The sequence below is a fragment of the Mycobacterium sp. genome (genome assembly GCF_032159765.1).
Taxonomy (GTDB): domain Bacteria; phylum Actinomycetota; class Actinomycetes; order Mycobacteriales; family Mycobacteriaceae; genus Mycobacterium.
Genome location: NZ_JAVHWM010000060.1, coordinates 144,946 through 170,847, shown reverse-complemented (window position 1 = coordinate 170,847; position 25,902 = coordinate 144,946). Strand labels below are relative to the sequence as shown.

Annotated in this window: 25 protein-coding genes; 18 read left to right on the top strand and 7 right to left on the bottom strand. The window is 64.2% G+C overall.

The window, feature by feature from the left end; translation table 11 throughout:
- Positions 1-2: 2 nt before the first annotated feature.
- The 3 genes from ppgK to QOH60_RS06930 all read left to right on the top strand — a co-directional run bounded on the left by ppgK (position 3) and on the right by QOH60_RS06930 (position 3,187).
- Positions 3-827, top strand: a complete 825-nt coding sequence (gene ppgK / locus QOH60_RS06940) for a polyphosphate--glucose phosphotransferase (protein ID WP_526418489.1) — start codon at positions 3-5, stop codon at positions 825-827.
- A gap of 171 nt (positions 828-998) precedes the next feature.
- Positions 999-2,633 (top strand): RNA polymerase sigma factor, encoded by a 1,635-nt coding sequence (locus QOH60_RS06935; protein ID WP_526418487.1) that lies wholly within the window; start codon positions 999-1,001, stop codon positions 2,631-2,633.
- Between the two features lie 65 nt (positions 2,634-2,698).
- On the top strand, positions 2,699-3,187 hold the full coding sequence (locus QOH60_RS06930; RefSeq protein WP_526418485.1) for a DUF2231 domain-containing protein: 489 nt from the start codon (positions 2,699-2,701) through the stop codon (positions 3,185-3,187).
- A gap of 922 nt (positions 3,188-4,109) precedes the next feature.
- Here the strand turns inward: QOH60_RS06930 and QOH60_RS06925 are convergent.
- Entirely contained in the window at positions 4,110-4,523 is a 414-nt protein-coding gene (locus tag QOH60_RS06925; protein ID WP_526418595.1) for a nuclear transport factor 2 family protein, read from the bottom strand.
- Positions 4,524-4,684: 161 nt separating this feature from the next.
- Here QOH60_RS06925 and QOH60_RS06920 point away from each other — a divergent pair, with 161 nt between their 5' ends.
- Positions 4,685-5,203 (top strand): hypothetical protein, encoded by a 519-nt coding sequence (locus QOH60_RS06920; RefSeq protein ID WP_526418483.1) that lies wholly within the window; start codon positions 4,685-4,687, stop codon positions 5,201-5,203.
- A 207-nt stretch (positions 5,204-5,410) separates the two neighbouring features.
- Here the strand turns inward: QOH60_RS06920 and QOH60_RS06915 are convergent, their stop codons facing one another.
- Positions 5,411-5,698 (bottom strand): hypothetical protein, encoded by a 288-nt coding sequence (locus QOH60_RS06915; protein ID WP_526418481.1) that lies wholly within the window; start codon positions 5,696-5,698, stop codon positions 5,411-5,413.
- A gap of 200 nt (positions 5,699-5,898) precedes the next feature.
- On the opposite strand from QOH60_RS06915, the gene QOH60_RS06910 reads away from it, so the two are divergent.
- From QOH60_RS06910 to QOH60_RS06895, 4 genes are all read left to right on the top strand, one after another.
- A complete protein-coding gene (locus tag QOH60_RS06910) occupies positions 5,899-6,525 on the top strand; it encodes a response regulator transcription factor (protein WP_526418479.1) in 627 nt (208 codons plus the stop codon).
- Positions 6,526-6,600: 75 nt separating this feature from the next.
- Entirely contained in the window at positions 6,601-7,308 is a 708-nt protein-coding gene (locus QOH60_RS06905) for a Pvc16 family protein (RefSeq protein WP_526418477.1), read from the top strand.
- A 10-nt stretch (positions 7,309-7,318) separates the two neighbouring features.
- Positions 7,319-9,382: an ATP-binding protein gene (locus tag QOH60_RS06900; protein WP_526418475.1), complete on the top strand. Its 2,064-nt coding sequence runs from the start codon at positions 7,319-7,321 to the stop codon at positions 9,380-9,382.
- Positions 9,383-11,419 (top strand): hypothetical protein, encoded by a 2,037-nt coding sequence (locus QOH60_RS06895; protein WP_526418473.1) that lies wholly within the window; start codon positions 9,383-9,385, stop codon positions 11,417-11,419.
- A 6-nt stretch (positions 11,420-11,425) separates the two neighbouring features.
- Here the strand turns inward: QOH60_RS06895 and QOH60_RS06890 are convergent, their stop codons facing one another.
- Genes QOH60_RS06890 through QOH60_RS06880 form a run of 3 tightly spaced genes read right to left on the bottom strand, consistent with a single transcriptional unit; the run spans position 11,426 to position 14,404 of the window.
- Entirely contained in the window at positions 11,426-12,343 is a 918-nt protein-coding gene (locus QOH60_RS06890) for a hypothetical protein (protein WP_526418471.1), read from the bottom strand.
- Positions 12,344-12,374: 31 nt separating this feature from the next.
- Positions 12,375-12,863, bottom strand: a complete 489-nt coding sequence (locus QOH60_RS06885; protein WP_526418469.1) for a hypothetical protein — start codon at positions 12,861-12,863, stop codon at positions 12,375-12,377.
- Positions 12,864-12,883: 20 nt separating this feature from the next.
- On the bottom strand, positions 12,884-14,404 hold the full coding sequence (locus tag QOH60_RS06880) for a peptidoglycan DD-metalloendopeptidase family protein (RefSeq protein ID WP_526418467.1): 1,521 nt from the start codon (positions 14,402-14,404) through the stop codon (positions 12,884-12,886).
- A gap of 123 nt (positions 14,405-14,527) precedes the next feature.
- Between QOH60_RS06880 and QOH60_RS06875 the strand changes: the two genes are divergently transcribed.
- Both QOH60_RS06875 and QOH60_RS06870 read left to right on the top strand, forming a co-directional pair.
- Positions 14,528-15,499 (top strand): PT domain-containing protein, encoded by a 972-nt coding sequence (locus QOH60_RS06875; RefSeq protein WP_526418465.1) that lies wholly within the window; start codon positions 14,528-14,530, stop codon positions 15,497-15,499.
- Between the two features lie 143 nt (positions 15,500-15,642).
- Positions 15,643-16,035, top strand: a complete 393-nt coding sequence (locus QOH60_RS06870) for a hypothetical protein (protein WP_526418463.1) — start codon at positions 15,643-15,645, stop codon at positions 16,033-16,035.
- A gap of 18 nt (positions 16,036-16,053) precedes the next feature.
- Here the strand turns inward: QOH60_RS06870 and QOH60_RS06865 are convergent, their stop codons facing one another.
- A complete protein-coding gene (locus QOH60_RS06865; protein ID WP_526418461.1) occupies positions 16,054-17,589 on the bottom strand; it encodes an acyltransferase in 1,536 nt (511 codons plus the stop codon).
- A 174-nt stretch (positions 17,590-17,763) separates the two neighbouring features.
- On the opposite strand from QOH60_RS06865, the gene QOH60_RS06860 reads away from it, so the two are divergent.
- Positions 17,764-18,846, top strand: coding sequence for a hypothetical protein (locus QOH60_RS06860; protein ID WP_526418459.1), 1,083 nt, complete (start codon positions 17,764-17,766; stop codon positions 18,844-18,846).
- 30 nt (positions 18,847-18,876) lie between these two features.
- Here QOH60_RS06860 and QOH60_RS06855 read toward each other — a convergent pair whose 3' ends face one another.
- Positions 18,877-19,599 carry an eCIS core domain-containing protein gene (locus QOH60_RS06855; RefSeq protein ID WP_526418457.1) on the bottom strand — a complete coding sequence of 241 codons (723 nt, stop codon included), beginning with the start codon at positions 19,597-19,599 and terminating at the stop codon, positions 18,877-18,879.
- 241 nt (positions 19,600-19,840) lie between these two features.
- On the opposite strand from QOH60_RS06855, the gene QOH60_RS06850 reads away from it, so the two are divergent.
- From QOH60_RS06850 to QOH60_RS06820, 7 genes are read left to right on the top strand one after another with little or no spacing between them, the layout of a single operon-like run.
- Positions 19,841-21,376, top strand: a complete 1,536-nt coding sequence (locus tag QOH60_RS06850; protein ID WP_526418455.1) for a phage tail sheath family protein — start codon at positions 19,841-19,843, stop codon at positions 21,374-21,376.
- A gap of 34 nt (positions 21,377-21,410) precedes the next feature.
- Positions 21,411-21,857: a contractile injection system inner tube protein gene (locus QOH60_RS06845; RefSeq protein WP_526418453.1), complete on the top strand. Its 447-nt coding sequence runs from the start codon at positions 21,411-21,413 to the stop codon at positions 21,855-21,857.
- Complete coding sequence (locus QOH60_RS06840; protein WP_526418451.1) at positions 21,857-22,297, top strand: hypothetical protein; 441 nt, start codon at positions 21,857-21,859, stop codon at positions 22,295-22,297. Before QOH60_RS06845 ends, QOH60_RS06840 begins: the two co-directional genes overlap by 1 nt.
- Entirely contained in the window at positions 22,294-22,440 is a 147-nt protein-coding gene (locus QOH60_RS06835) for a DUF6760 family protein (protein ID WP_526418449.1), read from the top strand. The genes QOH60_RS06840 and QOH60_RS06835 overlap by 4 nt, the downstream gene beginning before the upstream one ends.
- A 16-nt stretch (positions 22,441-22,456) precedes the next feature.
- Positions 22,457-24,679, top strand: coding sequence for a hypothetical protein (locus QOH60_RS06830; protein ID WP_526418447.1), 2,223 nt, complete (start codon positions 22,457-22,459; stop codon positions 24,677-24,679).
- Positions 24,676-25,131 carry a contractile injection system inner tube protein gene (locus tag QOH60_RS06825; protein WP_526418445.1) on the top strand — a complete coding sequence of 152 codons (456 nt, stop codon included), beginning with the start codon at positions 24,676-24,678 and terminating at the stop codon, positions 25,129-25,131. Before QOH60_RS06830 ends, QOH60_RS06825 begins: the two co-directional genes overlap by 4 nt.
- Complete coding sequence (locus QOH60_RS06820; RefSeq protein ID WP_526418443.1) at positions 25,131-25,901, top strand: LysM peptidoglycan-binding domain-containing protein; 771 nt, start codon at positions 25,131-25,133, stop codon at positions 25,899-25,901. Before QOH60_RS06825 ends, QOH60_RS06820 begins: the two co-directional genes overlap by 1 nt.
- Position 25,902 lies beyond the last annotated feature (1 nt).

The window sequence follows — 25,902 nt, the reverse complement described above, 5'->3', positions numbered from 1 at the left end:
TCATGACCGCCAACGGCACGCCCACTGCCGAAACCGGAACCCACGCCATGCCGGAGCGACGCGGATTCGGCGTCGACGTCGGGGGAAGCGGCGTCAAAGGCGGCATGGTCGACCTCCAGACAGGCCAGTTGATCGGCGAGCGTTTCAAACTCCCCACCCCGCAACCAGCCACCCCAAAAGCGGTGGCCAAAACAATCGCCGGTGTCGTGAAGGAGTTCGGCTGGACGGACGCGCTCGGCGTGACCTACCCGGGTGTCGTCACCAACGGCGTGATCCGCACCGCCGCCAACGTCGATAAGGCGTGGATCGGGATGAAGGCCACCGAGGTGATAAGCGCCGAGCTCGACGGCCACCCGGTCACCGTGCTCAACGACGCCGACGCGGCCGGGCTCGCCGAGGAGAAGTTCGGGGCAGGCAAGGACAACAGTGGCGTGATCGTGCTGCTGACGTTCGGCACCGGCATCGGGTCGGCGGTGATCCACAACGGAGTCTTGCTGCCCAACACTGAATTCGGCCATCTGGAGGTCGGCGGAATGGAGGCCGAGCACCGCGCCGCGTCCTCCATCAAGGAGAAGAACGACTGGAGCTACAAGCGGTGGGCGAAGGAAGTCACTGACGTGCTCGTCGCGATCGAGAACGCCATCTGGCCTGACCTGTTCATCGCCGGCGGTGGGATCAGCCGCAAGGCGGACAAATGGATCCCCCTCTTGGGGTGCCGCACCCCGGTGGTCGCGGCAGCGCTGCAGAACACCGCGGGAATCGTCGGCGCGGCGATGGCCGCCGAGATCGATCCGACCAGGACAGTCCCCCCGCTGAGCGGGGCTTGAGGGCCTACTGTCGTTACAATGGTTCGCGGTGGCCGCAGATCGAAGACAGCGGCAAGAATCCAAGACTGATAAAGCCGACATTCGACGCAGCGCGAGGCGGGCCGCCCAGGGCGGGCACGCTTGCCCCTCGCGGCTGCAGCCCCCGAGGTCGGCGAAGGCGAAAGGGAGTACGTGGCAGCGACGAAAGCAAGCCCGGCCACGGCACAGCCGGCAAAGCGCACCGCTACCAAGACCCCCGCTAAGCGGACAACAGCGAAGGCGACTGCTACATCCGCGCCGGCCAAGCGCGCGGTGAAGGCGGCGAGGACGACGGCGTCGGAGAAGCCGACCGCCACGACGAAGTCCCCCGCGAAGTCGACGGGTAAGGCACCTGCCAAGGCGGCCGCGAAGTCGACCGCAAAAGCCGACGGCAAGCCGCGTGGGTCGCGGGCAAAGGTCGAGACCGCCGTCGAGGACGGGGCGGGTTCGGCACGCGGCCGCGCGAAGAAGTCGCCGGAGCCCACCAGCCCCAAGGCCGACGGCGCACCGGCCGAGGTCGACGAGAGCGCCGACGACCTCGAGGCAGAGGAGATCGATCTCGAGACCGCCGAACCCGGAGACGTCATCGACGTCGACGAGGCCGATCTCGACCTTGAGGACCTCGAGGTCGGAGACGAGGACACGGCCGAGGTTGCCGACGAGGAAACCGCGGACGAAGCGGACGACGAGGCCGCCGACGAGGCGGGGCCGGAGACGGTGGCAGCCGGAGCGGCCGCGGTGAAACCGGTTGCCGAGGAAGAAGAGATCGTCGAGCCGAGCGAAAAGGACAAGGCGTCCGGCGACTTCGTCTGGGACGAAGAGGAATCCGAAGCGCTGCGCCAGGCCCGCAAGGACGCCGAGCTCACCGCATCGGCCGACTCGGTGCGTGCATACCTGAAGCAGATCGGCAAGGTGGCACTGCTCAACGCCGAGGAGGAAGTTGAGCTTGCCAAGCGGATCGAGGCCGGCCTGTATGCGACACAGTTGATGACTGAGTTGGCTGAGCGCGGCGAGAAGCTGCCCGCAGCACAGCGCCGCGACATGGCGTGGATCTGCCGTGACGGCGACAGGGCCAAGAACCATCTACTCGAGGCAAACCTGCGGCTGGTGGTGTCGCTGGCCAAGCGCTACACCGGGCGCGGCATGGCGTTCCTGGACTTGATCCAAGAGGGCAACCTGGGTTTGATCCGTGCGGTCGAAAAATTCGACTACACAAAGGGTTACAAGTTCTCCACGTATGCCACGTGGTGGATCCGGCAGGCGATCACCAGGGCGATGGCCGATCAGGCCCGCACGATTCGCATTCCCGTGCACATGGTCGAGGTGATCAACAAGCTCGGCAGGATTCAGCGAGAACTGTTGCAGGACTTGGGCCGAGAGCCGACGCCAGAGGAACTGGCCAAGGAGATGGACATCACGCCCGAGAAGGTTCTGGAGATCCAGCAATACGCGCGTGAGCCGATTTCGCTGGACCAGACCATCGGCGACGAGGGCGATTCGCAGCTCGGCGATTTCATCGAGGACTCAGAGGCCGTGGTGGCCGTCGACGCGGTGTCGTTCACGCTGCTGCAGGATCAGCTGCAGTCGGTGCTCGAGACTCTCTCGGAGCGCGAGGCGGGCGTAGTGCGCCTGCGTTTCGGGCTGACCGACGGGCAGCCGCGCACGCTCGACGAGATCGGCCAGGTGTACGGCGTCACCCGAGAGCGGATCCGCCAGATCGAGTCGAAGACGATGTCAAAGTTGCGCCATCCCAGCCGTTCTCAGGTGTTGCGCGACTACCTGGACTGAGCGACACTCCGGTTCATGTTCTGCCAGCAGATCGTCGCGACCGCTGGTAATCGAAGAGGAGACCTGTGACCGCAATCAACGGCCTGCCGGCCCATGTTCTGCTTGTCCATTTCCTGGTGGTCCTCGCTCCGTTGACCGCGCTGTCAGAGATTCTGTGCGCCGTGTGGCCCGCAGCACGTCGGCGTCTTGTCTGGCCTGTGCTGGCACTAGCCCTAGTGACGGTCGTCTTGACACCGATAACGACCGGCGCCGGTGAGTGGTTGTACGACCTTCGAAAGCAGCCCAACGGCCTTCTCCGCGAGCACGCCGAGCTCGGCGGGTGGATGATCTACTTCGCGGTGGCGATGCTGGTCGTCGCGATCGTCATTGCGTTGCTGCATGTCCTCGAAGGCCGATCAGACAAGCGACGCGTGGCTGCCAACGTGTTGGTCGCCGTCGTGGCTGTGGTGGTGGGGATTTCGACGATAGTCACCGTCTACCGCATCGGGGATTCCGGTGCTCAGTCGGTGTGGGGCCACGAGATTGCCAGGCTAACGCAGGCGAACGGCGGCTAAAAGGCCGACCGGGTGTCCGTTGGGACAACGGCTGGGGGGCTTGGTCATCCACTTGCCGCCGGTGGCTCCGACGACTGGCCCTCGTACATCCTCGACCCGTCGTGCCCAAGCAACCACACCAACCACAGTCGGCGATCAGGACTAACGCTTAGCGACCGCCCTCGTCCCAGGGCACTGGATATGGCCCACCGTAGACACCATTGGGGGATGCCTGTACCGGAACTGAGTCGTTGATCTGCACGTTGCCTGGGCTCGAGCATTCCGTGTCGGAGCCGGCAGTGGTGCAGCTCGCGCCGGGGTCGGCGACCGCTGTTGGCGCACTCAGGATCGCCGCCGCAACCCCTGCGGCTAGCAAATAACGTGATCGTATCCGCATAATTTGTCCTTCCTCGATTCGCTGACGTTTGGAGGGCCGGCGTCCACATGGGGCGCGATGCTGTTGTCGCATCGGCCAGAGGAGCAAGCGATCCTTATTCAGAATTGCGTACACAGCACGCCGCAACATCGCCGTTGCCACCCAAAAGTGGTTCCTGCTGCCCGGTATGAACTCTGGGAGAGCAGTCGGCCCGCCACCTGTGGGGTTGGATGGCGGGCCGAATGTCGGAATACCTCAGCTAGACACTTCAGTAGATGCCCTGGTCTTAGTAGACGCCTCTCTGTCCCAACCAGCGTCCGTTGCCGATTGTCAGTTCGCTCGTGACGGTCATCGTCCGGCCCACACGTCGGCTTTGGTGCCAGCAGGCACCGGCACGTCCGGATGGGTGGTTGGGGTGGTCATGGTGGTGGCTCCTCTCGCCCAGAGTCCCGACTCAGTCAAAGATATTTGGCACTACAGCGCACGCCGACCAGCAGCGTTAACCCTATTGGGCACAGCGCATCCCGAGCCCCAGTGCGCGACTACCTGGTCCGACGTTCAGCGCGCTCAACTGCCCTCGAGGCGCTCCAACTCAGCGCCCGGGTCGTAGTACAACTCTTGGCGCGCGATGCGGCCGTCGCGATAGCGGTAGATCACCACATACGTCGAGCGCAGGCGTTCGGCGCCCTGGGTCCAGTCAAACTGCACTCGCACAAACGCCGCATTCCCGCCGACCGTGATGGCGTGCTCGACCGCCTCGTAGCGGATGGCCGAGCAGTCACGGATGGTGAGTGCGATGAACTCAAGCGTGCGCTCGATGCCGTTGATCCGTGCCGGCCAATCGAAGAGGCGAACCGTCGGGCTCACGTACACCACCTCGGATTGGTACAAGTCCCGCGCGACCTCCGGATTGCCGTCGGCGAATGCCCGCGCGAAACACGCCTCCTGCGCAAGCAGCGCGTCTTCCGAGATCCCGGGCATGATCACCGACGCTCCTTCTGCAGTCCCCGCGACCCCGGGTGCTGCCGAGCGACCATGTTAGCCGGGCGCGGACGAATTTAAGTAGCGCACTACTCACGTCAAGGGACGCGTTGACTGCGAATGTTGTTCAGACCAATCCCCGACAACATGGAGTTATCGAAATGAGTACTGTAGCGCCGTCATCGACCGCTTGGGTGCAGCCCGACACCAGCAACCCCGCCGTCATCCGCAGCGTCGGTCGCTGTTTCCTCTTGCTGCTCTTCAGCTTTGGGTTGTGGTCCTTCGCATGGATATACCACACGACCAAGGAGGTTTCGTCCCAGGTCAAAGAGCCGCCCCCCTCGCCGGGTCTACGGACGTTTCTGTACCTGATCCCGATCGCGAATTACGTGATGTGGTATTCGACTTGGAGCGACATCGAGCAATATTGCAAGCGCGCCCGCTCGCAGAACTTCCCGAGCACGATGCTCTGGGTGCTCACCTTCTTCTTCGGCATCGTGGGCCTGTATTCGTATCCGACGGCCCAGTCGCGCATGAACGAAGCGCACCGCGCGGCGACCGGTGGACGGGCCACGAACGCCCGAATGGAGACAGTCGATTGGATCTTTCTGAGCCTCGGTCTGCTGGTCTGGGCGCTCGCCGTGGCCATGGCATTCGTCAGCCTGGGCAGCATCCGCTGACCCAAAGAGGTCGGCCCGCCATCCCATCCTGACGGTGCCGGGCCGACAGGCGTGTCAAAGCTGCACCACCCCTGCGGGATCGCGACGGCCAATCCCGCCGATTCAGATACGGCCTGTCGACACGCGGGTTAGATTGCATCCTCTTGCTCGTCGGCTCCCGTTGCGAGGAGGTGCTTTGTGATCCTTCCGCGTCCTAGTGCGCACCGGTCATCGCCACGGCCTCGAGCTCGGAGGTCCCCACAGCTGGGCCATGCAATTCTGATACTGGCCGTACGCATTGGCGCAACCGCCGATGAAATTGCCCGGGCCGCCGGTGGGCGTGTTGCCGCACTGGATGGCCACCGAGCCGTTTGACGTGACCTGCGAGCACGGTTCGGCAATGTTCCGCGCCCCGCCTGCGTGAGTCATGAATGTCCCGGCCGCGGGAGCGATGACAATCGCCGCGGCACATACCCCACTCCAGATCGCGCGCCGTGGGATGTCGGTGACCGCCACCTTATGCACCCCTGTCTGATCGAGTTTTGGTCGTATTTCTGACTGTATCCCTCCGCGGAAGGCCGGAGGGAGGATTCCGCGACGTACCGACCGTTGTTGAGCGTTTGTTGAGAAACACCGCTGCGGCGTTGAGCCGACGTTGATGGCAGTCCGGAGACTCATCCCACAAGGGAAATGAGCTCTTACCGAAGGGGCAATGAATGCAACGACGAGTCTCCGCCTACGTCTACGCCGACGATCCGATCCTGCAGGCCGGCGTGATCAGTCAACTCCGGATGCGTGCCGAGATCGAAGTAGTCGAATCCAACGACCTCGACGGTGTCGACGTCGGAATCGCGGTCGCCGACTCGCTCGACGGCGAGACCATCCGAATCCTGCGCTCACTGAAGAAGGCCGGCGTCGCCTACACCATCCTGGTGATGGGCTCAATCGACGACAACACCGTGGTCAGCGCCGCCGAAATCGGAGTGAGCGGACTGCTGCGCCGCGCAGAGGCGACCCCCGATGTGCTGGTCCGCACGATCCAGAAGGTCGCCTCGGGCGACGGAGTGATCCCGTCAGATCTGCTCGGTCACCTACTGGGACAGGTGGGCCGGCTGCAGCGTCAAGTGCTCTCGCCGCGGGGGCTCACCTTCACCGGGCTGTCGGATCGCGAGGTCGAGGTGCTGCGCCTGATCGCCGACGGACTCGACACGAACGAGATCGCGAACCAGCTGTGCTACAGCCAGCGCACGGTGAAGAACGTCCTGCACGACGTGACCACACGGCTTCAGCTTCGCAACCGGTCCCACGCCGTCGCCTACGCGGTCCGAGAGGGGCTCATCTAAGGACCACCGCCGCTGCCCTTTCGGGCAGAATCCACTGCCTTCATACAGGGACCGCCGCTTGTAGGAAGGCGCCACATGAGAAGGAACGATGAGGACGTGATTCCCGAGGTCGATCACGCGTTGCGAACCTTGATCGAACGCGAGGCCGTTGACCCGAATGAGGTCGAGGTCGAATTCGACGCACCCACCAAGGACTGGGCCAGCCGGCGCAACGCGCCAACCATCGACGTCTACCTGTATGACATCAGGGAAGACTTGCGCCGGCGAGAGCGCGGGTTGCTCAACGAATACGACGGAAACCGAGTCACCGCACGGCATATGCCGCCGCGGTATTTCAAGTTGTCCTACCTCGTGGCGGCATGGACACAGCGGCCAGAGGACGAGCACCGCTTGCTCGCCTCGCTCATGGCATGTTTCCTGCGCTACGACGCACTTCCGGCCGACGTGCTCACCGGATCCCTTGCGGACCTCAAGATGCCAGTGCCCGTTACCGTCGCGTTGCCGCCGCCAGAGGATCGCTCTTTCGCCGACGTCTGGACGGCGTTGGGCGGCGAGCTGAAACCATCACTTGACGTCGTCGTCACCGCGCCGACCGAAACGGGTCGCTCGTTCCCTGCCGGTCCTCCGGTGCAAAAGCCGACGGTCCTTATCGCGCAAGGCATCGACGGTCGTCCCCCGCGCGAAACGATAAGCCGGCACCTCGTCATCGAGGCCAGCACCGAGACCCCGCCGAAAGGAAGCGGGCTGACCGAGACTCGAATTCGCAAGCGGCGCAAGCAATAGGACGCCGCACATGGAGACGACTCCACTCGACAGCACCCGTTACCTGCTCGGCCGTGCGATGCTGGTGGAAGAGCGCATCCGTTCTTTGGTGGCCCATCGCCGCCGCCAGGATCCCGCGCCCGATGACCCATTTCGGGGGCTGTACCTGAGCGACGACGTCGTCGATGCGCTGCTCGGGCAGGCGGCTCCCCCACCGGAGGCCTCGACGCAGGGTCGCACCGCGCTCGAGGATCGTGCCGACGCCGCAGAAGCGGCCGGCGTGGAACTACGGCTGCGTGCACTCGCGCGGGATGCCGCATTGTCAGACCAAGACGTCGAGTTCCTGGTGATCTGTTTGCTTCCGGACCTTGACACCCGGTTCGAGCGGCTCTACGGCTACCTCAACGATGACGTGACGCGTCGTCGAGCCAGCGTGAGTCTCGCCCTCGAGCTCGCTGACCTCTCGCCGTTGGATGCGGCGGCTCGTGCACGGCTGGCGCCGGGAGCACCGCTGATCGACAATTCGTTGATCGTCGTCGACGATCCCGATCGCCCCGCGCTCACGCGTGCGCTACGCGTGCCTGACCGCGTCACCGCTCACCTGCTTGGCGGCGACACACCAGATGCCGCACTCGCCGACGTTCTGATCGAATCACGAGGTCACCACTGCGAGCAATCCCGCACGCTTGCAAAGGCTTTCACGTCCGGCGAACAGTTCTGCTATGTCCGCGAGACGATAGGCGATTCCGGGACGGCCATCGCGACGGACGCGCTCTCGGCCGCTGGACGAACTGTGATGTGCTGTGACGCAATGCGTCTCGCAGCGAGCGGCGACGTGACGACGACCATCGCGGTGTTGGGCCGAGAGGCATTGCTGCGATCGGCAAGTCTTGTCGTATCGCCAATCGATGCCTTTGGCGCCAATTCGTCCGAGGTGATCTTCCGGTTGGCACGGCTGCCGGTGCCGGTGGTGCTGATAGGTACTTGCACGTGGGATCCGAACTGGACTGACCGAGTGCCGTTAATAGTCGGCGCGTCCCGGCTCACGGTCGCCGAGCGCACGGAGATCTGGCAACGCGAACTCGGGACCTTCACCGAAGGCATCGACGTCGGCGACATCGCGGCGCAATACATTCTGGGGCCACGACAGATCTCCGCGGCGATCACTGCGGCCGAGGCGCTCGCCCGATCAACACACGGCGCCCCTCTCGACGGCGACCTGCGGCATGGCGCCCGTTCCCAGAACGCGGCCGGCCTTGAACGACTTGCCCGCCGCATCGAGCCCGCGGTGTCGTGGCCAGACCTAGTCCTTCCCGACAAGACGCTCGCGCCCCTGCACGAGTTGACGACGCGGGCCCGCAACCGTGAACTCGTGCTCTCGGACTGGCGAATGCGGGCCGGCGGCGGTCGAGGCACAGGGATCACCGCACTGTTCGCCGGCGACTCGGGCACCGGCAAGACCATGGCTGCTGAGGTCATCGCCAGTGATCTGGGCCTTGACCTTTACACCGTCAACCTGGCGACCGTCGTCGACAAGTACATCGGCGAGACCGAGAAGAACCTCGAGCGCATCTTCACGGAGGCAGCAAGGGTGAGCGCGGTGCTGCTGTTCGACGAGGCTGACGCAATCTTCGGCAAGCGCAGCGAAGTCCGCGATGCACACGATCGCTACGCGAACATCGAAAGTGCTTACCTGCTCCAGCGAATGGAGACATTCGACGGACTTGCGGTGCTGGCAACGAACCTGCGCGCCAACCTCGATGACGCATTCACGCGTCGACTCGACATGGTCGTCGACTTCCCGTTGCCCGACGAGGCTGCCAGGCTTGCGCTGTGGCAGCGGTGCCTGGCGCCTCCGGTCCCGGCGCGACGCGACCTTGACCTCGACTTATATGCACGGGGTTTCCCGCTTTCGGGCGGTAACATTCGGTCCGCGGCGATCACCGCCGCATACCTGGCCGCAGAGGCCAAATCGGAGATCGACGAAAGGCACCTCACCGCAGCCATCCAGCAGGAGTACCGAAAGCTTGGTCGGCTCCTCCCCGAAAAAGACTCCAATAACAGGGCTGCTCAGAGCTTGACGAGAGGAGCGTGAATGTCAGAGCACTCGTGCGAGCAGTGCGGTGCTGAGAACGCCCCCGACGCGCAATTCTGTACGAAATGTGACTTCTATCTGGGCTGGGACACACGCGCGGCAACGCTGGACAACGCGCCGCTGACGTCATCGCAACCGGTAGTGCGCGAAACGCACAGCCAGAAGTTCCCGGTGGTGTCGCCGACAACAGAACGACCCCAGCGGCGTGGGGCGCCGCCGCCGAGACGGCCCTCGCCTTCGGCACGTCAAGCGACGGCACCAACGGTCACCCTTGAGACGCCCGAAGTCACCGTGCACCCGGACGAGGGTGCAACCTTCGACGTCCGGATACACAATCCCTCGTCGATCGTCGACGGATATACCGTCGAGGCAGCGAAAGCGCCACCGTGGCTGACGATCACACACCCGGAGATACGAATACTCACCGACGAGGAACAGGTCACCACGGTCACGTTGGGAATCCGTCCCGAGTTCGCGGTGTACGTGCAACGCTTCCATCTGCCGGTCCAGATCCGCTCGGTGGAAAACCCGGCCGTCAGCAGCGAAGTCCAACTCGTGGTGATCATTCCGCGCATTGGTGGCCCGGTCACGATCACGCCCGACCCACACGTCGTGCGAATGCGCGATACCACCAAGGGCCGCTTCCGAATTCATCTGGATAACAAGGAAAGCAACTACCCGCAGCGCTACCAGCTGGGCGGAACCGACCCCGAAGGTGTGGTGCAGTTCGACTTCCGGCCGCCCATCGTCGAGGTCCCGCCGCTACGTGTCAGCAGCGTCGAGGTGCGATTCGAGGCACCGGCTCCCGAACTGGGACAGCAGGCCAACAGAACTCTCAACATCACTGCGGCCAACGACGAGAACAAGGTCGAGGCCGTCGTCACCGTCGCACAACTCACGTCTGCGGCACCGCCGGACAGCCCGGTACGGCTGCGCCTCGAACCGAGCGTGACCCGTGTCGCGGACGACACCTCGATAGAGGTCACCGTGATGGTCGACAACCAACGCGGCAGCAGGGACCGCCAACTCCGTTTCGCCGGCCGAGATCCCGAGAAACGCATGCGATTCGCGTTCTCCCAGCAGCGGGTGATGGTACGCGCCGGAATGCAGACCCGGATCGGCGTTCGCATCAATGCGCCACTGCCGCCGCCGGGAGAAGAGGTCGAGCGACAGTTCTCGGTGGTGTGCCACGACGGCAAGGATGAAAGCGAAGCCACCGGATCATTGGTCCAACTCGCCAGCGACTCGCCGATGACCACGGCCCAGATCCGGCTTGACCCGCAACACGTCGTCGTCAAGAACAGGTCCAGCGGCCGTGCGATGGTGACCGTCGACAACTCCCGTGGTGGCCTCCCGCTGAGTGTGTGGCTGTCGGGTTCGGACCCCGAAGGTGCCGTCGAGTTCACCTTCAACCCACCGAGGATCGACATGCCCGCGCGGGGGTGGGGTCAAGCCTCGATGCAGATGCGCGCAGACTTGCCAGGCAACGCGAAGTCCGTCGATCGTGACATCAAGGTCGTGGCCGCCGATCAGGGCGGCAGAATCGAGGCGGACGGTCGCTTCTCCCAATCGATGTCGGATTTCTGGCCGATCCTGCGGATCGTCCTCACGCTGCTCGGCGGAGGCCTGATCGTCTGGGGAGCGTTCCTTGACTGGTTCGACTACAACGATCCCCTACGAAACCTGACGGAATTGAGTGATCGCATCCAGAAGGTGCCCGATGAAGGCGCTATAAAGAATCACCACATCGTCGAGGCAGCGCTGCAGCCTTCCGCGCGCGCACTCGTCTTGGTTCTCGCCGGAATCATGATGCTCGGAATCCTCAGTTCGAAGGGCAAACTCACGATCCTGTCCGGTCTGCTCACCTTACTGACGGGAGTCGCGGTCTGGGTCTACGAGCAGTGGGATCTCAACATCGACGGCAAATATGGGGCGACCGAACACGCTTGGGGCGCACCGCACATCGGCCTCTTCCTCGTGATAACTGGCGCCGTCATCGGCGTCATCGGCGGATTGTGCGCTAGACGCTCGAACTGAGGGCGCTCAGCTGGAGAGGATGTCCTGCACGCCGGACTTCAGCACGCCCTTCAGATCGTCCCACGGAATTAGGAGTTCGACGACACCTTCGGTCGGTGGCGCGACGGCGCCCTGCTCGAAATACACTCGCATCCCATCAGTCTCGGCGGTCCAATGTGCGAACGTCTTCGCGTCCGCCTTGACGTTGGCGGGCAGGAATTTCTGCGGAGCTGTGCTCTTCGTTGGCCCTAAATTGACCGCCTCCGTTTGCAACTTCTTCAAACCCGTAGTCGTATCTGTGAAGATCGAGGAAGTGTCAAAAGTGCTCCCGCTGGTCGTGTCGACCACCACGGTGTTGGCCAGCATGATCGGCGGGGTCGCCGGTTCATTGAACGACGAATGCAGTAGGCCGCTGAGCACACTCTTGCCAATGCGGACGTTGGTCTTGCCGTCACTGGTGAGTGTGCCTTTGGACAGCGTGCCGGCCTGAGTTTGCAGCGCGGATTCCATGGCGCTGTTGAAGTTCTGGGCCACAGGGTCCTTGCCGCCCTGCACTTGAGGCAGGCCCACGTTGACGTCGACCTGACCGATCTTCTGGGTAACGTTCGTGTCTTTCCGCGCCAACGGAGGCGGCGACGCGGGCGTCGATGGGCTGCCGGAACTCTGGGAGCTCGACGAGCTACTCGAACTTGAGGAGCCGCCGCTGTTCGGATCGGATGGGCCTCCGGCGTTCGGATCCGATGGGCCGCCGGCGTTCGGATCCGACGAGTTCGCGTTCGGGTCGGCGCTCGACGCGGGTGGCGGTGTCGGCGCTGCCACCGACGAGCCTTTCGCCCCGGTCAGTTTTGGCGGCGGACTCGCGATCACTCCCCTGACAATGAAAATCCCTGCCACTATCAGCGCCGCAGCGCCCGCGATCGCGACGATAATTCGACCAGTCAGCATTCACGTGTCCTTTGAGGGTCAGGCATGTCGATCACGTCTGGATGGAGTCGACACGCCAGCCGTCCTGCGTGTGAACGGCAGTCACCCACACGGTGGCGTTGATTTGGTTGCCAGTTGCATCGCCCGCTCCCACCGTCGCCGTGTTGATCGTCTGCTTGATGGCGACAACACGGTAGTGCTTTTCGGCAGTGTCAGGCGGATGCTCGTCGCTGACGATGTCCGCCTTGGCTGTGATCGTGGCGCGGTCATACGCCCACTGATGCCACTGCGATCCTGCTTGCGGACCGCCGAAGTCCGGCTGTTGCGCGGAAAGGGTCGCCGACATCAATGGCCTTGCGCGGTTGAATGCGTCCGATGGAGACGTGTCTTTGCCCGGGTCCCAGGTGAACATCGTCTCGATGACCCGCTTGATCACCGCCTCATCGTCGCCTTGATTCACCGACTCCCCAATGCCCCTTGCTGAGGCGCACCCGATGACGAGCGCCGCAACAGGCAGCGCAGCCGTCACGATGCGGCTCATGCGGGAAGGAGTGCGAATTGTCATTTCACCCGGCGGGCTTTCGCGTCTGGGGCCAACCCCGACTTGGCCACACCGGCGCCCTGATAGGAGCCGATGGTCTGCTTGGGATCGGTGGCGACAGCGACGTGCGAGGGGGCGGATCCATTGAAGGCAGAGAACACCAGATCCCCGGCTTGCAGTTGATCCATTGGGATCTCGGCGCCCACAGTCCACTGTTGGCCGACCGTGCGCGGCAGCGTCAGCTTGCCATCGGTGGCCTTGAATACGACGTATCGGGCAAAGCCCGGGCTGTCGAATCCGCCGTTGGTCGGACCGCTGGTATCGCCGCCACCCCACACCCACGGCCGGCCGACGAACTCCTCCGCGACTTGCGCAATCGCAGGGTTGGCCTGGGCGGGGTCGCCACCTAGCGGTGGAGTGACGCCGCCCGTCAGCTGCGGGTCGTTCGTGTACTTCACCCTGCGCTGCGGGATGATTTGCACGTACTTGATGGTCTCCGCATAGGGCGGAATCCCACCGTTTGACTGGACCGCTCCGAATCCTGCGTTGTAACCGGCAAGCGCGAGCTGGACAGGGTCACCCTTCACCGAACCATTTGCAAGGGCGGCGGTCGCCTCGCCGTACAGCTGACACATGAGCGCACCCTGAGCCATCACTGCGTCACCGATGGCGAAGATCTCGCCCGGCTCTGGTGGTTCTATGTTGTCTTTTTCCTTGCCCCATGTATTCCACGTGGACGGGATGAACTGGGCCGGCCCAAAAGCGTTGGCGGGTGATTTCGCATTGACGTTGAATCCGCTTTCGGACTCTACTTGCGCGGCCAAAAGCGGGGCGTCGATGCCCTGGCATATCTTCCCGGCCTGTACCAGCCACGGGACAAAAGCGGGCGGGGTGATCGGTTTGCCCGTCGCGATGCCACCCGACGACTGCAGTGAGGGGCAGTTCGCGATCGCAGCCGCCAGCTTGGTTGCACCCGCAGCGTAGGGCGTGTACCCGCCGATGAACGGTGATGGGTCCTTTGCCGTCGAGTTGTCGAGGTAACCGCCGGGGAAGAAGCCGAAGTGGAGGTGCGGCCCGGACGACTGCCCGTTGCTACCCACTGCCGCGATCTTCTGTCCTGCCTTGACTTGGTCGCCGACCTTGACGAACAGGCCGTCGTTGTACATGTGCCCGTAGAGCGTGGAGAACGGACCATCTGCGCTCTGATGATCGATCACTATCCAGTTTCCGAAACCCTGTGCCGCCCCCGCGTACTTCACCTTTCCATCGAATGCGGCGTCGATCTGGGTGCCCAGGGGATCTGCCATGTCTAGGCCATTATGGAAATCCGGCGGATCTGATCGAGGCCCGAACCCCGACGCCGCGGTGAATTTCCCCCCGTGGATCGGCGAGGCCTTCGCCGGGCACGTCGCCGCAGCCTGCGGCGCCGCCGCGGCATACGGCGACGAACACAGGGCAACGGCGACGATGAGGACTATCGGCAACCCACGCCCGAGGCGTCGCCCGCCGCGCCGCTCGAACCGGCTAACCGTCAAGTCCATGTGCACCGTTCTTAGCCTCGAAAACAAGGGACCGCGAAACATCATCCCACTCAGCCGGTTCCGCCCGCCTGCGTTTCTGAAAAAGGTAAGCTCATCATCCTCGAACGGCAGGGAAGAGGCCGGTTGTCCATACTGCGGCGGTTGCTCGAAGTGGTGAGCCGGCACAAGCTCATCGCTTTGGTCGTTGGCGGGGTGGCGGTAGCCGCCGCGGTGGCAATTGTCCTCGTGACCACGCTGGGCGGTCCGTCCAAGCCCGCCAGCCGTTACGGCGACCCGGCGTTGGATGCACTGGTGGCCGTGCCCGAGCAGCTGTATTCGCCGCCCAATCCGCTCGAGAACAATCAGGATGCGGCCAAGCGCCTCGAGCCCTTCCTCACCCACGAGCTGTTTCTGAAGATGAGCGTTCCCGCCGAGCGCCAGAGCAACTACAAGATGGGCTTGGTGGCCGACCAAAAGGGCACCGTAAAAGCCCGCGCGTACGTCGTCGACGCCGAAAGCGGCGGCGTCAGCAGCGGTCCCGACACCAAGAACTCCGTCAGCCGCAGCGTCATCGTTATCCAGGACATCGACTTTCCGGACGGGCGCAGAATCGAGGACAAGTTCGGCGTCCTCGTCGACGTCGTTCTCGACAATGGGAAGTGGAAGGCAAAGAGCCTCGCGCCCGCACCTCTGCTCGACGAACTGACCAAGCCCCCGCCGCCTGCGACGACACCGACCACGCCCACAAGTGGGCCGACGAGTGGTCCGACCGAAGGGCCGACCAACGGACCAACCGTCGGGCCAACAGGCGGGCCGACAAACGGGCCCACACAAGGTCCTACGAACGGGCCGACCAGCGGACCCACGTCTAATGTCCCGCCGCCCGACGGGTCGACACCCACGATCACGAACACCACGACGATCCCGTCGACCGTGACGTCGACGATCCCGTCGCCGACCGTGACGAGCACAGTGCCGACGACGGTTTACTCGACCGCGACGGTACCCACCACCACGACGATCACGGGTCCTGGAACGGTCAGGACCGTTTTCCCTCCGACGAAAGTAGAGCCGCCCCCGCCCCCCGGCACCTTTGGCCCCCCGCCGATTGGCTGACCGTGGCATCGATGAGCGGAGAACGGCCGATCGACCGGGGTCGAGTGCGTACACTTGGGCGCTATGAGGCGGACGCTTCCGGTGCCTCAGTCCGGCGTCAATGGCCCACGGAGAGGCCCGATTTGCCCTCCCGCGCACTGAGCATGACGAAACCGAGGCGACTCCTTGCGATTGTCGCCTCGTTCGCACTGGCCGCGGCCGCCCTCATGGTGCTTTTCGGCGCCGCAGTCGGGATCGAAACACGCACTGCCGCACCGGCTCTGGCTGCCGTCGACCACCCGGCCGATCGACCGTCTCCGCCGGCCGATCCACCGGCCACAGTGACATCAGTCGTGACGCAGACGTCCACGACGACGGTGACCACGACTGTGCCCACGACGGTAACCTCGACGTCCGCGACGACGGTGACCACGACCACGTACACGACCGTCACGACGAGCGTTCCCGGCCCGGCGACCTCCACGATTTACAGCTGCGGCGCCGGCTATCACTACGAAGGTGGGCAGTGCGTGGGTAACGGGCCGGTTGTCAATTAGCTGCGCACGGCTATTGACTCATTGCTGACGAAGCAGCCCGCCGACGTAGCCGACGATGGCTCCCAGGACCACCAGGTACAAGCCGTAGGACATTCCGCCCGTGTCCACAGGTAGCGGCCATAGCGTCGAATACAGGCCATAACCGACGATCACGATAAACATCGCCAACGCCGCGATACGAGTGACCCAGCCTCCCCCGAAGCCCAGCCCGAGTGCCATGGCGATCGCGAGCACCGTTATCAGAATCCGGATCACCGGTTGGCTCAACGCAGGCTCCGCGAGCCACCAGCTTCCGTGCTCGGGACCGGCAGGATCGGGCCGGTGGAACCAGTAGAAGTTCACGAGTTTGGTCAACGGGCTGATCGCGCCGCCCACCGCGATCAACGCCCCCAGCACCGGCAACAGGTACGGGACCACCCACCGCCACACGTTTCCGCTCTGCACAACGGTTCCCGAGCAGTCGACGGTGTCGTTGCCGGCGACCGCACGCACGTTCACGGGACTTTCCAGGGTGCTCTGCGGAGTGAGCGGCGCCGTGACGACCAGGGTGCTTGCGATGACCTTTGCAGGCGGTACTTCGAAGGTGTCCGGGCGGAAGTCGTAATTCAGCGATCCGTCTCCGTCAGCCTTGTTCAAAGCGATCCGTAAGGTCTCGCGGCCCTGGCTGTTGTCGGCGACCACGAGAAATGTCGCCCGCGACCCTCCGTCAGCATGAACCGTCTGGGGCTCCAACCGGATTCGCCCGCCCGCTAGCGGAAGAAAGGTGGTTGCCGATGAACCGCCTCCTGCTACCGCTGTAGTCCTCGCGGTGGCGAGGTCGGCTCGGCGCGTCGCGTCGGGATCGAAAGCGGTTGTGGCAGCAGCGGACTCAAATGCCGTCGTCGGAGCGGCATTCGGGTCGGGGACCGGCCGCCGAGGGCGATTGCGCCCGACCCGAGGCATAGGGCGACTGGTCGCGGTGGTCCTGGGCGCGGCCGAGATCCGCTGGTCGAACCTGATCTCCGTCTTGCCCGCAGGACGGCCGCCCTCTTCCGCGACGATGCTGACAGTGTGACTCCTGACCGTTCCAGGTCGCGGCGGGGGTGTTGTCAGCCGAAGCTCGACCATCACCCTCTGATTCGGCTTCAGCACGAGTTGCGACGGCTCGATCCGGAGCTGGAGAAGGCGATCCGTATCAGAAGCCGACAGCGTGAGGTTCCGCTCGTGTTTCGCGGTGTTGTCGACGGCGAGCTCGACGCGGGAGTGGCGGGTGTCGACGAGCTCGATCCTGGCGGCCGGCGGGTGAATTCGCACACCGGAGGCGCGTGGGTTCTCCTCGCCACTCTCACCTGGCGACGACTCGGGCCGCGGCGCCGGGTCCGACGATGATCCTGACTCTGCCTTCGGATCTGAGCCTGCGGGCTCTTTCTCCGAGGCTGGGGCGGACTCAGCTGCGCCCGGCTCAGGCGGTGCTTCGTCCTCGCTCCATCCAAGGAATACACCGTCTTTGACGCACCACGTCGATCCTGCAGGGTTTGCTGTCCCGCATTCGGGGCACGTGATTTCATCTGGCATAGTGGCGTCCGCATTCTGGAATTGCCCGAGTCTAACTCGTAGCTGATCGAGTTTAGGCGGTAACGCGATGTGGATGTCACGGGTTTACAAGGACTCGAAATCCACGCTTGGACAGGCGGCGTCGTGGGACAATCGGTGCAGCCCAAACGCCGACAGATAGTAGGACCGCCGGAAATGCCGCCCAGCACCCGCGCCAGGTTCAACCCGCCTCCTAATTGGCCGCAGACCCCAGGCTTTGAGCCGGACATCAGTTGGCAGCCCGATCCCTCGCTGCCCCCTCCGCCGCCGGGCTGGCCGCTGTGGATTCTGGATTCGGAACCCGCACCGCAGGCGCAACGCCGCCCGATGGTGATGTGGGGCGCGCTCGCCGTGGTGGCGGCGCTGATGGTTTTCTTCGTTGTCGGCTACAGCCACACTCCCCCGCCAGCGACGGGGGCGGCCGGCGCGCCGTGCGCGATGCTGATACCGATTCGCGCCACGACCGATAAGGATGGCTTGGTCGTCACGACGCGGATCGGCGGCGTATGCCTTGGCGGCACGGTCCTGTCGCAGAAAACCCGTGTGGCGGTGTCAGTTTCGGCTCAAGACGTTGCCGCCGCAGAGTTCGATCTGTCCGCCACCCCCATCGTGGTTCCGCAGCCGCCACGCGGCGGGAGCGACGAATATGTGTTGCGCGACTTCCGGTTTCCCATTGGCATGTTTTGGCGAACCCCTGAAACCCTCCCGCCACTTGACCCGGCTGCCACGTCATTGAGCGCGCTCGACGTCCGATACGACCCTGTGAGCCAACCGCCTCCGTCCCCCACACCGCCGAGGGACGACAAGTTGAAGGCGCTGACGGCGGCAGGACCGGCGCCAAAGGAATTCGTCGACGCCGAGGCTGCCGCACTGAGCGGGCTCAACACAATCGCGGACAACGACCGCCAGCTCATGGCCTCACAGCTGACCGACAAATGGGTGCCGCAGCTGGCCGCCACGAAACTCGGCGATCAAACAGCGCAGGAGATCCTCAAGCAGCACTTCAAACTGCGGCTGTCCCAGCCGAACGTGCGACTGTTGCGCTCGAGCGACTGGACAACATTGAGTCCACCGCCCGACGTCTGGGTCACAGTGGTCGCCGTGGACGGCAAGGCTTTCAACGACGGCAATGCCGCGAATGGATGGTGCAACACCAAACAGCTCGCTGCGAATGATTGTTACGCCAGGCTTCTCAGCACCGCGGTTCCGCCGCCCGCGCCCAGCGACGTCCGTCGCTAGCGCGCGAAACGCTCAGGCATACCGCGACCGTCAGGCCGGTTCTTCTTCAGGTTCCTCGTCCTGGCGCTGGACGAACGTCTGGGCTGCCGGTTCTTCCTCTTCCTCCATCGGCGCGTCCTCACGCTGCACCGACACCGCCCCACTTGCCTCGGCACTGCGTTGAACTCCCGCGTCCGGCGCAGGGCCCGACATCGCCCGGTCAGCGTTCGCGACGGCTTCGCGCTCGAATCGGTCGGATGGATCGCTGATCTTCACCCCACCACCGGCGTCCGTGCCATCGACCGGACCGCTGCGTTGTTGCACGACGTGCGTGAGTTCGTGGGCGAGCATGTGCCGGCCGGAATCCGAGCTCGGGTCATACATCCCGCTCTGGAACACGATGTCGGATCCGACTGTGAATGCTTGGGCGTTCACAGATTTCGCCGACTCGTGGGCGGCCCCGTCGTTGTGGACACGGACGTCGCCGAAGTCCTGGCCGAGCCGGCCCTCCATGTCGGTGCGAACGTCCTCGGACAGCGGCGAGCCTCCCGAGCCCACGGTGTCGAGCACAGGTGACCGTTCCTCTTCAACGAGCGCTGCGGTGCCCGCGTTGCCCGCTACCCTCTGCAGGCCTACGACGCCTTTGGGTCCGGCGACATCGAGACGCCCGGAAAGTGCCGCCTTGAGCGCAAGCGCGGACTCGGGCTCCTCGAGTCGAGAGGCCTTCGGGCGCAACTCAGAGTGAAATACCTGGTCGCCTTCGTGGGCATGCATGACGTCCTCGCTTCCTTCGACGCGTACAACGATCCTCCGATCTCGGCCCGGACGGAAGACGCGGGGGCCTATCCCTTTGGGCAGTGGCCGGTGTACGGAGGGGCAAGTTTTACCTCGCATGGTGCGCGTCTGCCCCAAGGTGCAACAACTGCTGCCCGAGCGGCAGTCCTCCCGATCCTTCGCACGACCCGTCAACGAGAGCACGATCCTTTGCAGCCCACGAAACCACCGAGGAGGCGTAATGCCGACGTATCTGTCGCCGGGTGTCTATGTCGAGGAAACCGACTCCGGCTCAAGGCCCATCGAAGGCGTGGGGACCGCAGTGGCGGCCTTCATCGGCCTCGCCGAAAGGGGCCCCTTCAACCAACCCACGCTGATCAGCAACTGGAGTCAATTCACCAAGACGTTCGGCGGTCCCATCGATGGGGCCTGCCTGGCGGAGTCGGTGTTTGGCTACTTCCAGAACGGCGGCGGCAACTCCTACGTCGTCCGAATCGGCGACGGCGAGGGAGAGAACGGCTCGTCCGGTGGCCAGCAGCAGATCGAGGCCACACCGCAAGGAGTGCTTGCGAACTACAGGGTGCTCGCGCTTGATCCGAGCACGCGCCCCGACAGCATCCGCGTGGAGGTGGCGCCCTTCCAGACCGAGGGCGAGGACCAGCCCAACGCCCTGAAACTTGTCGTCGTCCGTGACGGGAGCGTCATCGAGGAGTACCCGAACGTCTCCTCGTCGCGCGGAAAGACCAACGTCGCCTCTGTCGTCACCGGTACGTCGCAAACCATCAAGATCGAGCAGATCTCCGGCAAAGCCGCCGAGGACCTTCAGGCAGGCATGCAAGTCACGCTCGCCGCGCCTGACATCGTGGTGTCCAGTCCGCCCGCCCGCCTGTCCAGCGACGACTACATCGGTGATGTCGACGAGCGCAGTGGCGTTCAGGGTCTCGAGGTGATCGACGAGATCACGATGGTGTGCATGCCGGATCTGCTGACGGCTTACCAGCGCGGAGCCGTCGACCTCGACACCGTGCAGTCGGTGCAGACGGCGATGATTGCGCACTGCGAGCTGATGGGTGATCGCATCGCGATCCTCGATCCGCCTCCTGGCCTGAATGCGCAGCAGATCAAGGAATGGCGAGTCGACAAGGCCGCGTATGACTCGAAATTCGCTGCCCTGTACTGGCCGTGGGTCAGCACCGGGAACGGCTACCTACCGCCGTCCGGATTTGTCGCGGGCATCTGGGGCCGCAACGACGACACCCGTGGGGTCCACAAGGCGCCGGCCAACGAGATCGTGCGCGGCGCAATCCGCGTCGAGACCCAGATCACCCGCAAGGAGCACGATCTGCTGAACCCTGTGGGAATCAACTGCATTCGCTCATTCCCCGGTCGGGGAATCAGGGTGTGGGGTGCCCGCACGCTGTCGTCCGACCCGGCATGGCGTTACTTGAACATTCGGCGCCTGTTCAATTTCCTGGAGGAGTCGATCCTCACCAGCACCGACTGGGTCGTCTTCGAGCCGAACGATCACGCGTTGTGGGCCAAGCTCCGCCGCACCATCAGTGCGTTCCTGGTCATGCAGTGGCGCAGCGGCGCGCTATTCGGACTCACCCCCGACGAGGCGTTCTACGTCAAGTGCGACGACGAGACGAACCCCGCCGAGGGAATCGATGCCGGGCAGGTGGTCTGCGAAATCGGCATCGCACCAGTGAAACCCGCTGAGTTTGTGATCTTCCGCCTCTCGCAGTACTCCGGCGGAACCAGCCTCGTCGCCGAATAGCAAACCCCCTCTTACAGAAAGCAGGTGAATCTCCATGGCAATGGACGAACATGACAGTTCAGTCGGTCACTCATTCGGCCTCGAGTTCGACGGACTCCAGATCAAGGCCATCACGGAAGTGACAGGTCTGAAGATGGAGCAGGACGTCATCGAGTACAAGAGCAACCAGGCCGACAACGGCCAATACATGATCAAGAAGCTGCCCGGCCGGTGGAAAGCCGGTGAGTGCACGCTGACTCGCCCCCTGACGAAGGACGGCGGGTTCGACAAGTGGATCAAGGCCTCGCAGCTGGGCAAGATGAAAGACGCCCGAAAGGGCGGCGCCATCATCGTTTACGACTACGAGGGTGAGACGGTGAAGCGCTACAACCTGACGGCGGCGTGGCCGAAGAGCCTCGAGATCAGCTCGATGAAGGCCGGCGACACCAGCGTTATGACCGAGAAGCTCGTCGTCACATACGAGAAGTGCGAAGTGGCCTAATGCGTCGCTCACTCGCTAACGGGACTTCTGCCCTGGCCGATGGGCCAGGGCAGGAGTATTCGCGCGAAGAGATGCGCACCGAGTTCGCGTTCGTTCTGCCGCGTGGATACGTCGACGAGTCGGGCGCGGTGCACCGCACCGGGGTGATGCGACTGGCGACGGCACGGGATGAACTCGTGTCGCAGCGCGACGACCGGGTCCGCGAGAATCCGAATTATCTTGCGGTCGTGCTGATCAGCCGCGTCGTGATGCGGATCGGTGACATCGACAACGTCTACGCCGAGATCATCGAGAACCTGTTCGCATCGGACCTGGCGTTTCTTCAGGACCTGTACCGGCGGGTCAACCAGGACGGGCACACCCACGCCCGGGTCACATGCCCCAACTGCGAACACGACTTCGCCGTCGATGTGGCAGGGAGCCGCCTGGGGGAATCGTGACGTACGGGACCGAACGCCTTCACGAGGAGGTCTCGTACATCGCCTACCACCTGCACTGGGCGTTGGGCGATCTGCTCGACCTCGAGCACGCCGACCGTCGCCGCTATGTGCGACTGATCCAACGCCTCAATGGATCGAATTGACAGGAGGGCCTGACCGATGCCGAAGTGGTGGCCGGCCAACTGGGGCTGGGGACGGTCGAAGTCCCCAGCCGCCGAGCCGACCGCAGCAGCGGTTCGGCGCGAACCCGCATGGCATCGGCTCCCTTCCATCCAGCGGACGGTCGGCGATATCGAGCCCACAGCCCAGTTCGATGGCTTTACCGAATCGCTGACAACTTCTCAAAACCCTGGCCTCACAGACTCTTTGGACCTGCTGTCGGCCGGTGAGTCCGACAGTCTGTCAGTGTTGCCGTTCCAGAATTCGGCGGGTGACGCGGCGCCCCAGACGGATGCCGTTGCCGCACCTACGCCGCAGTCGCGGACGTGGGGAGCGTCACCGGCGGCGGTGCAGCGAGCGCTTCGTCAACCGACCTCCGCTGGGCAGGAGCCGCCCCGTCCGTCCACCGCGCCAGCCCGGGAAACGCTGTACCCGCCGATCGCCCCGGTGCAACGAGCCGCCGATGTTCCGGACGTGCTCAGGCCTGTGCGAGAAGTCCGGGCGGTGGACGTCCCCGGCCCCACCGAGTCCGCCGCCGGTTCGATGATGGAATCACCGGAGCCCGAGCAACCCCGGATGCTCGAGGCCACGAGCGAACCCGTGGGCGCTGCCGGCGAGTCCGAGTCCCTCTTCAGCTCTGACGTCATTGAATCGGAGAAGATCGCCAACCCTGTTGCGACAGAACATGTGTCAGGATCATCGGAGCACGCGCACACCGCCCAGCCCGCCGTCGCGGTGCAGCGCCTCGCCGACACGTCGAGCGAAAGCCCGGCCCCGGCAGTCCCGTTGCGCCAGCTGTCCCCCGTGCAGCGCGATGTGGTGTCCCATGCCAATACGTCGCAATCGTCCGTGATTTCTCGTCCGTTACCCCAGCTGCCCACCATTGAGCCAGCCAGTCGCACTCCGGGCGGTAGTCCCAAGGCGCCAACGTCATCCGCCAAGGACACCAACCCCACACTGCAGCGCGCGAGCGACCCGCCCTCCCGGGAATCGACGAAGGCGCATGTCTCTGAACAAACTGGTTCGTCCCCCGCGACCCCGACGGTCCCGACAGGGCCGGCGGCCTCCAAGCTCCCCGCGGTCTCGTCGACAAACGACACCACTACAGTGATGCGATCCGCCGAGACACCGGACTGGGACGAGCCTTCGACTCCCCCGACCGCGCAACGGCTTTCGACCGTCGTGTCGGCAGGCGAGACCGGCGCGCCGCGGGACGCCGGACCGATCACGGCTGCACCATCCGGCTCATCGCAAACTACGCGTCATAAGTACCCGGCGGCCAGCGAGACACCAACCCCACCCACGGTGGGTGTGCAACGGCTGTCCTCGACCGAGATGGCACGGCTGCCTGTGGTCGACGCCTCGACACCGACCCGTCCCGGCGCCGCGCTGCCGCGCCGTCGCACTTCCGTAGGGCCGGCGCTGCAACGGGTTCCCGAGGAGCCGCGCGGCCAGGCGGCCGACAGTGGTGCCACCGCCCTCGACGGCCTCTCGAGTTCGACTGAAAGCCAAGAACTCCCGGCAGTTCGCTCACCGCTGGAAGCCACCCGCGAATTCTCTGGCCCACCATCCTCGGACGCAGCGCTTCCCTTTCCGTCAAGGGGTGGTGTCGTACAACGCAGCAGCACGCAGACCCAGGCGCCGCCGCAAGCCGGCGCGCGGCGACTGGTGGTTCTTCCGCCCGTGCGTAACAACAGTCAGGCCCGCGACACGACGCCGAGCGGATCACCGATTACATCTGCACGTTCGGTTATCGCCGACGCCCCCCGCACGGTCGGCCTGCAACGGATGTTCGGGCAGGTGTCCGACCACCCCACTGCCCGCAAGGAATTCAGTAAACCAGCGGCCGAGTCCGACACGTTCTCGCCGTCTGAGTACGGCAGCGACGCCGGGCATTTTCAGGACCCCGGGTACAGCCACGACCTGAGCAGCAACACGATCACATTCTCGCCACCGACGATCCAACGGGAACCCGACAGTTCGTCGGACTCGGCGCCGGCCGCGGACACGGCATCGGCACCCGAGCCCGCCGCACCGGCGCCGGCGCCTGCGTCCGCAGCTGCTGCGTCAACGTCGTCGGTCGCGGCGGCGGCCGGCGCGGGCAAGGAACTCGACGTCGACAATCTCGTGAACAACATCTACGACACGTTGGCGGCGCGACTGCGCGCCGAACTCTGGCTGGACCGTGAAAGGGCTGGCGCACTGATGGATCTGGGACGATGACCAAACCTGACCCGCTTGACCAAGTCGAAGTGCATGTCGGTGTGTGCTTCGACGTCGTCGTCGACAAATCGCAGCTGGGCAAGTTCAACAGCTGTGAGGGTCTGGGCCTCGAAGTCGTGATGGAACAACGGGAAGAGGGCGGCACCAACGGCCTCGTGTGGCAGTTGCCGACCCGTGTCAAGTACTCCAACATCAAATTGAGCCGTCCGATCGGGCCCGACAGCGAAAAGCTGACGAAGTGGATCGTCAAGGTCCTGAACGGCCTCGAGCCGACGACTGCGGTGATCAAAGCGCTTGACGCAGAGGGCAAGCCGGTCATGGAGTGGGAGCTGCAAAGCGTGGTCCCGGTTCGCTGGACAGGGCCAACTCTGAATCTCGACTCGCCAAAAGTATTCACCGAGACGCTCGAGATCGCCCACCACGGATTCAGCAACACGAAGGGCAGTAAATAATGGCCGGCAAAGCCGTCGCCTTGAAAGCGGAGAAGGCCGAGCTCAGCAAGAAAGACTCCTGGGCACAGCCCCAATCTGCATCACTGCTCTTGTACGAAGCCAAAATGACCAAAGGCAAACCACCCGACATCGGCTCGAAGCCGACAGACCAGCTCGACTTCCAGTTCAATCCCAAAGAAGTATCGATCACCAAATCCGCTAAATGGGAACGCAAACCGACCAAGGACAAGAAGGCCGGGCCTCCCGAGTACTCCGGCGCTGAGCCGTGCAAGATGACACTCGAGCTGTTCTTCGACGCCTCCGCGAAGAAGGGCATCGACGTGGTGGCTTCGGTGGACAAGCTGTTCGCCTGCTGCGTTCCGTACAAGGACAAATTCGCCAAGAACGAGACTCCAGTACCCCGCCTCGTCGTCTTCGCCTGGGGCAAAGTGAGAAGTTTTGCGGGCTACGTGAGCCAGGTTCAAGCCAAATACACTCGGTTCTCCGAGAACGGAATCCCGATCCGGGCAGTGTGCACGGTGAACCTCGAAGAAATCGATGTCACGCCCGACCCCAAACAGAATCCGACCTCCGGAGCACTGTGGGCCGACGACGCGCACACCATGGTGGCGGGTGATTCGCTCGCATTGGTCGCCTACCAGGAGTACGGCGATCCGCAACTGTGGCGGCCGCTCGCCGCGTACAACAGGATCGACGATCCCATGCGGATTCCTGACGGCACACAGGTCGCGCTTCCGGCTGTCTCCGTCCTTCTCGCTGCGGTGGGCTGAC